The sequence below is a fragment of the Nocardiopsis prasina DSM 43845 genome (genome assembly GCF_000341265.1).
In the GTDB taxonomy this organism is placed as follows: domain Bacteria; phylum Actinomycetota; class Actinomycetes; order Streptosporangiales; family Streptosporangiaceae; genus Nocardiopsis; species Nocardiopsis prasina.
This window is the reverse complement of record NZ_ANAE01000007.1, coordinates 38,459-44,726: the sequence shown is the minus strand read 5'-3', so window position 1 is coordinate 44,726 and position 6,268 is coordinate 38,459. Positions and strand designations below refer to the sequence as shown.

Annotated in this window: 5 protein-coding genes; all 5 read left to right on the top strand. The window is 72.5% G+C overall.

Going from position 1 to position 6,268, the window contains the following annotated elements; all coding sequences use genetic code 11:
- A partial coding sequence (locus D452_RS0100805; RefSeq protein WP_017542284.1) for a GuaB3 family IMP dehydrogenase-related protein occupies positions 1 to 719 on the top strand: 719 nt, incomplete at its 5' end.
- A 186-nt stretch (positions 720 to 905) separates the two neighbouring features.
- Positions 906 to 1,850 carry a lytic transglycosylase domain-containing protein gene (locus D452_RS0100800; RefSeq protein WP_017542283.1) on the top strand — a complete coding sequence of 315 codons (945 nt, stop codon included), beginning with the start codon at positions 906 to 908 and terminating at the stop codon, positions 1,848 to 1,850.
- A 285-nt stretch (positions 1,851 to 2,135) separates the two neighbouring features.
- Entirely contained in the window at positions 2,136 to 3,869 is a 1,734-nt protein-coding gene (locus D452_RS0100795) for a glycerol-3-phosphate dehydrogenase/oxidase (protein WP_017542282.1), read from the top strand.
- Positions 3,870 to 4,013: 144 nt separating this feature from the next.
- Positions 4,014 to 4,718, top strand: coding sequence for a response regulator transcription factor (locus D452_RS0100790; RefSeq protein ID WP_017542281.1), 705 nt, complete (start codon positions 4,014 to 4,016; stop codon positions 4,716 to 4,718).
- 67 nt (positions 4,719 to 4,785) lie between these two features.
- Positions 4,786 to 6,252, top strand: a complete 1,467-nt coding sequence (locus D452_RS0100785; RefSeq protein WP_017542280.1) for a sensor histidine kinase — start codon at positions 4,786 to 4,788, stop codon at positions 6,250 to 6,252.
- Positions 6,253 to 6,268 lie beyond the last annotated feature (16 nt).

The window sequence follows — 6,268 nt, the reverse complement described above, 5'->3', positions numbered from 1 at the left end:
CCCCCCCCCCCCGCCTCTCGCCCCAGCACACCGCCCAGTACCACAAGGCCGTCATCGACGCCGGGGTCGACCTGTTCGTCATCCGCGGCACCACGGTCTCCGCCGAGCACGTGTCGGGCCGGGCCGAACCGCTCAACCTCAAGCAGTTCATCTACGAGCTGGACGTGCCCGTGGTCGTGGGCGGCTGCGCTACCTACACCGCCGCCCTGCACCTGATGCGCACCGGCGCCGCGGGCGTACTGGTGGGCTTCGGCGGCGGTTCCGGTCACACCACCCGCTCCGTGCTGGGCGTGTCGGTCCCCATGGCCAGCGCGATCGGCGACGTCGCCGCGGCGCGGCGCGACTACCTCGACGAGTCCGGCGGCCGCTACGTGCACGTCATCGCCGACGGCGGCATGACCGGCAGCGGTGACATCGCCAAGGCCCTGGCCTGCGGCGCCGACGCCGTCATGGTGGGTTCCCCGCTGGCCCGCGCCACCGAGGCGCCCGGCGGCGGGTACCACTGGGGCAGTGAGGCGCACCACAGCGAGCTGCCGCGCGGCGAGCGGGTCGGGGTGGGCACCATCGGCGACCTCAAGTCGATCCTGCACGGCCCGGCCTCCACCAGCGACGGCTCCATGAACCTCATGGGCGCGCTGCGCCGGACCATGGCCACCTCGGGCTACACCGACCTCAAGGAGTTCCAGCGGGTCGAGGTCGTGGTGAACCCGCACCGTTAGGGAGCGGCCGTCGGGGAGTCTCCCACGTGCTTGAACCCGACGTGAGTGTGGTGAGGGGCGTCCCGGAGAACCGGGGCGCCCCTCACGCCGTCCCAACGGGGATGCGTCAGGATGGCCGCGGTGTGTCACTATGGTGCCTGTTTTCCGGTCTCGTGATCTGATGGTGACTTTCTCTTGGAGGACTGCATGGGTGACAGCGTGTCCGGTGCCCCCGGGGCGCCCGGTTCCTCCGAGGAGCCCCGCGCCAACGAGGGGTCCCGCGCGGCTGAGGCGGTCCGCCCCGGGCACCGTCGGCGCCGCCGGCGGGGACCGGCGATCGCGGTCAGCCTCGCGCTGGTCGTGTGCCTGCTGGTGACGGCGGGCGTCGTGGTCCTGGTCGGGCGGGTCTCCAGCGCCCTCAACGACTGGGAGGCTCCGATCGCCGAGGCCACCCCGGAGGTCGGCACCATCGAGACCCCTCCGCACGACCAGCTCACCGGGCCGCCCGCGCAGAGCGGGGTGACCGCCCGGGAGGGTGACGCCCCGGCCGGGGCGGACGCCGGGGCGGACGAGCGGTCCAGTCCGGCGGGACCGCAGCGCCCCAGCGACGAGTGGCTCGACGAGGTCTCGGAGAACACCGGCGTGCCCCGGCGCGCCCTGGAGGGCTACGCCAGCGCCCAGCTGGTCCTCGACGCCGACCAGTCCTCGTGTCAGCTCTCCTGGCCCACACTCGCGGGCATCGGGTACGTCGAGTCCCGCCACGGCACCTACGCGGGCGGCGAGCTCGGCCCGGACGGCAACACCACGGTGGACGTCATCGGCATCCCGCTGGACGGCACCAACAACACGCAGGCCATCCCGGACACCGACAACGGCGAACTGGACGGCGACACCGAGTGGGACCGGGCGATCGGTCCGATGCAGTTCATCCCCAGCACCTGGGCCCGGTGGGGCGAGTCACTGGAGGGCGGCACCCCCGACCCGCACAACATCGACGACGCGGCCCTGACCGCAGCCCGCTACCTGTGCGGCAACGGCCGCGACCTCACCTCCGCGAACGACTGGGAGTCGGCGATCCTGGAGTACAACCGCTCCTCGGCCTACGTCAGCGACGTCCTGGCCTACGCGCACGCCTACGCCGACGCGGCCTGAGGCCCCGGGCGGGGCGGCCTCGCCGGCCAGGGGGCTGGCGGGTCTCCGCCGACTCCTCCCGGCAGTGCTGCCCGCCGTGGTGCTGCTCGGTGTGAGCGCGGGGACCCCCTACCCGCGCTCTTCGCCGCGATCGCCGCCGGGTTGCTTGTCCTGGCCGCGGCACGGAGGTAAACCGGCGGTATGGGGTGTGGCAACGCACAGCCCTGACGGCCTCCGGGTGGCTAGAGGCCCCACCACTGCGGGTATGCGCCTTGGTGGAACACCGATCGAAAGGGAGGACCATCCATGGCGACCACCTGGTTGGGGCCGAAGGGGCGCACTGAGGCGCTCGCGTCGATGGCCGACGAGGAGCTCGACGTCCTCGTGGTGGGCGGCGGGATCGTGGGCGCGGGCATCGCGTTGGACGCTGTCTCGCGCGGGCTCTCCACGGGTCTGATCGAGGCGCGGGACTTCGCCTCCGGGACCTCCAGCAGATCCAGCAAGCTGATCCACGGCGGGCTCCGCTACCTGGAGCAGTTCGACTTCGAGCTGGTGCGCGAGGCCCTGCACGAGCGCGGTCTGCTGCTGACCACCATCGCGCCGCACCTGGTCCGCCCGGTGCCGTTCCTCTTCCCGTTCGAGCACCACTGGGAACGCTTCTACATCGGCGCGGGCGTCACTCTCTACGACACCCTGGCGCTGACCTCCCGCAACAACCGCGGGCTGCCCTCGCACCGGCACCTGACCAGGTCCGGTGCGCTGCGGGTCTTCCCGGCGCTCAAGCGCAGCGCCCTGGCCGGGGCGGTCCAGTACTGGGACTGCCAGGTGGACGACGCCCGCCTCGTCACCACCGTCCTGCGCACCGCCGCCGGGCTCGGGGCGAAGATCGCGTCCCGGGTCCAGGCGGTCGAGTTCCTGCGCGAGGGCGAGCACGTGGTCGGCGCCACCGCCGCCGATCTGGAGACCGGCGAGCGGAAGCAGATCCGCGCCCGCCAGGTGGTGAACGCCGCCGGGGTGTGGACCGACGACATCCAGGAGATGGTGGGCGGTCGCGGGCAGATCCACGTGAGCGCGTCCAAGGGCGTGCACCTGGTGGTGCCCCGGGACCGCATCCAGGCCTCGTCGGGGATGATCCTCCAGACGGAGAAGAGCGTGCTCTTCGTGATCCCGTGGGGTCGCCACTGGATCATCGGCACCACCGACACCCCCTGGGACCTGGACAAGGAGAACCCGGCCGCGTCAAGGGCCGACATCGACTACGTCCTGGACCACGTCAACCAGGTGCTGCGCACGCCCCTGGGCAGGGACGACGTCGAGGGTGTCTACGCCGGGCTGCGTCCGCTGCTGACGGGGGAGTCCGAGGAGACCTCGAAGCTGTCCCGTGAGCACACGGTGGCGCACCCGGTGCCGGGGCTCGTCCTCATCGCGGGCGGCAAGTACACCACCTACCGGGTCATGGCCAAGGACGCGGTGGACGCGGTCGCGCACGGGCTGGGCGGCGCCGTCCCGGCCTCGGTCACGGACAAGCTGCCGCTGGTCGGGGCGGACGGGTACGCGGCGCTGTACAACCAGCGGCACCGGCTGGCCCGTGACTCGGGGCTGCACGTCTCCCGGATCTCGCACCTGCTGCGGCGGCACGGCTCCGGCGTGCACGACGTCCTCGACCTGATCCGCGAGCGGCCCGACCTGCGCGAACCGCTCAAGGGCGGGGAGGACTACCTGCGGGCGGAGGTCGTCTACGCCGTGGAGGCCGAGGGCGCCCGCCACCTTGAGGATGTCCTGTCCCGGCGCACCCGCATCACCTTCGAGACCTGGGACCGGGGGATCGCGGCCGCCGAGGCGGCCGCAGAACTCATGGCCGAGCCCCTCGGGTGGACCAAGGAACAGGTCGAACGCGAGGTGGAGTACTACCGCAAGGGCATCGAGGCCGAGCGGGCCGCCCAGGAGCAGGACACCGACCAGGAGGCCGACGCGGTCCAGCACGGCGCCCCGGAGATCGTTCCGGACCTGCGCGTGGGCGGGCCGGGAGGCCGTTCCTGAGGGCGGTTCCGGGGCGCGGGAACCCTCGTCCGGGTTCGTATTGTTGCTGATCACTGATCCGGCCGTTGTGGTTTGTGACACATCGTGGGGTTAGGGTGCGTGGAGTTACCCCCGTAGCGTTCACTCGCCGAAGGACCCCCGCCCATGATCAAGGTGCTGCTTGTAGAGGACGACGTGCGCCTCGCCGACGCCCTCGCCGGCGCGCTTGAGACGTACGGCTACGAGGTCGACCAGGTGAGGACCGCGGGGGGCGCGCTCACAGCGCCCCCCGCCGACATCGTCCTGCTCGACCTCGGGCTGCCCGACATGGACGGCGTGGAGCTGTGCCAGCGCATCCGCGAGCGCCAGGACTTCGGGGACACCGCGATCATCATGGTCACCGCCCGGCGCCAGCAGCGCGAGCGGATCCTCGGACTGCGCTCCGGCGCGGACGACTACGTGGTCAAGCCGCTGGCCATCGAGGAGCTGTGCGCCCGGATGGAGGCGGTCCTGCGCCGCACCGGCGGGCGGGTCGGCACCGTCCTGGAGACCGGGCCGCTGCGGGTGGACCTGTCCACCCGCTCCGTGGTGTGCTCGGGCCGCCCCGTGGAGCTGACCCGCAAGGAGTTCGACCTGCTCGTCGTCCTGCTCAGGGAGGCGGGCGGCGTCGTCTCCCGCGAACACCTCCTGCTCCGGGTCTGGCAGACCGCCTGGCCGGGCACCCTGCGCACCCTGGAGGTGCACATCGGGACGCTGCGTTCGAAGCTGGGCTCTCCCGGGCTCATCCGGACCGTGCGCGGGGTCGGCTACCAGCTGGAGACCTCGGAGTACACGACCGCCGGGGCCGCGCCGGCTCCGGCCTCCCGGTGAGGGGTCCGCTCTGGCGCGGGTCGGAGCCTCGCGTCACGGAGGTCCCACGCGCGAAAGAGGGACGTTGATGCACCGCCGCGTGGTGACGGTCTACGTCTCCCTGCTCGTGGTCGCCTGTCTGGCGCTGGCCTTCCCCCTGTGCGGGAACATCGCCGCGCGGGGCACCTCCGATATGGTTCTCGACCGGATCAACGACACCGCCCGCTTCGCCGGTCTGGCCGAACCCGGGGTGCTGTCCGGGTCCGAGGGGGCCCTGTCCGGCCTGGTCAGCGAACTCACGGTCTACGAGCAGGTGTACGGGATCACGGCCGTGGTGGTGGACCGCGACGGGGAGGTCGTGGCCTCCTCGCGCCCCGGGCTCAGCCTCGCGGACCTGGACCCCGAGGGCTGGCCCGACAGTGAGGAGCCGCTGCCGGGGCCGGTCCGTGGAGCGCTGGCGGGCAACCGCAGGGCCACCGACAGCGTGGTCTGGCCGTGGCAGGAGGGGCCGCTCATCGTCGCCGAGCCCATCGGCAGTTCGGGCGAGGTGGTCGGGGCGGCCGTCACCGCGTCGCCGACGTCCGCGCTGCGCCGCGCCACCCTCGGACAGTGGTTCGTGGCCTGGCTGGTGGTGACCGCCCTGATGGTGGCGGGTATCGCCGTCGCCGGTCCGCTCACCCGGTGGATCCTGCGGCCCATCGACGACCTCGACGAGGCCACCCGCGCGGTGAGCGGCGGCAGCCTGGACACTCGGGTCCGCACGGCGGCGGGGCCCGAGGAACTGCGCAGGCTGGGGGAGTCCTTCAACCAGATGGCGGACACCATCACCTCCATGCTGGAGAGCCAGCGCACCTTCGTGGCCTACGCGGGGCACCAGGTACGCAATCCGCTGGCCGCGCTGCGTCTGCGCGTGGGCGGTCTGGCCCGGCACCTGGGGGACGAGGGCCTGCGGGAGCACGGGCTGGCCCTGGACGAGGTCGACCGGCTCACCCGGATCTGCGACAGCCTCCTCACCCTGGCGCAGGCCGAGGACGCCGAGCACTCCATGGTGTGGGAGGACGCCAGGGAGGTCGCGGAGCTGAGGATGGCCGCGTGGGGGCCCATCGCCGAGCGCGCGGGAGCGGTGCTGGAGTGCTCCGGCGCGGAGTCGGCCATGGTGCGGTGTGTGGAGGGGACCCTGGACCAGGCCCTGGACGCGCTCATCGACAACGCGCTGAAGTTCGGCGGGGCCGGGGTGCGGATCACCGTGCACGTGGGCGAACCGGTGGGGGAGGGGGAGGACGGTCACCTGGACGTGCACGTGGTGGACGACGGCCCGGGGCTCCCGGACGACCAGCTCGCCCAGGCGACCAGGGCGTTCTGGCGGGACGGCGGTGGAGGCGGATCCGGACTGGGGCTGTCCATCGTGGTCACGCTCCTGGAGCTCCAGGGGGCGAGCCTCACCCTGACCTCCCGCGAGCCGAACGGGATCGACGCCCGGCTGAGGCTCCGCCTGGCCGAGCACGGTGGGGATGAGCCCGAGACCGCGACCGGACGGGTCCCGGATGCTCCCTGAGCAGTGTGTCGCAAGG

Excerpts from the sequence above, each read along its gene's own strand:
- D452_RS0100800 (WP_017542283.1), top strand. The coding sequence starts at position 906 with ATGGGTGACAGCGTGTCCGGTGCCCCCGGGGCGCCCGGTTCCTCCGAG.
- D452_RS0100795 (WP_017542282.1), top strand. The coding sequence starts at position 2,136 with ATGGCGACCACCTGGTTGGGGCCGAAGGGGCGCACTGAGGCGCTCGCG.
- D452_RS0100790 (WP_017542281.1), top strand. The coding sequence starts at position 4,014 with ATGATCAAGGTGCTGCTTGTAGAGGACGACGTGCGCCTCGCCGACGCC.
- D452_RS0100785 (WP_017542280.1), top strand. The coding sequence starts at position 4,786 with ATGCACCGCCGCGTGGTGACGGTCTACGTCTCCCTGCTCGTGGTCGCC.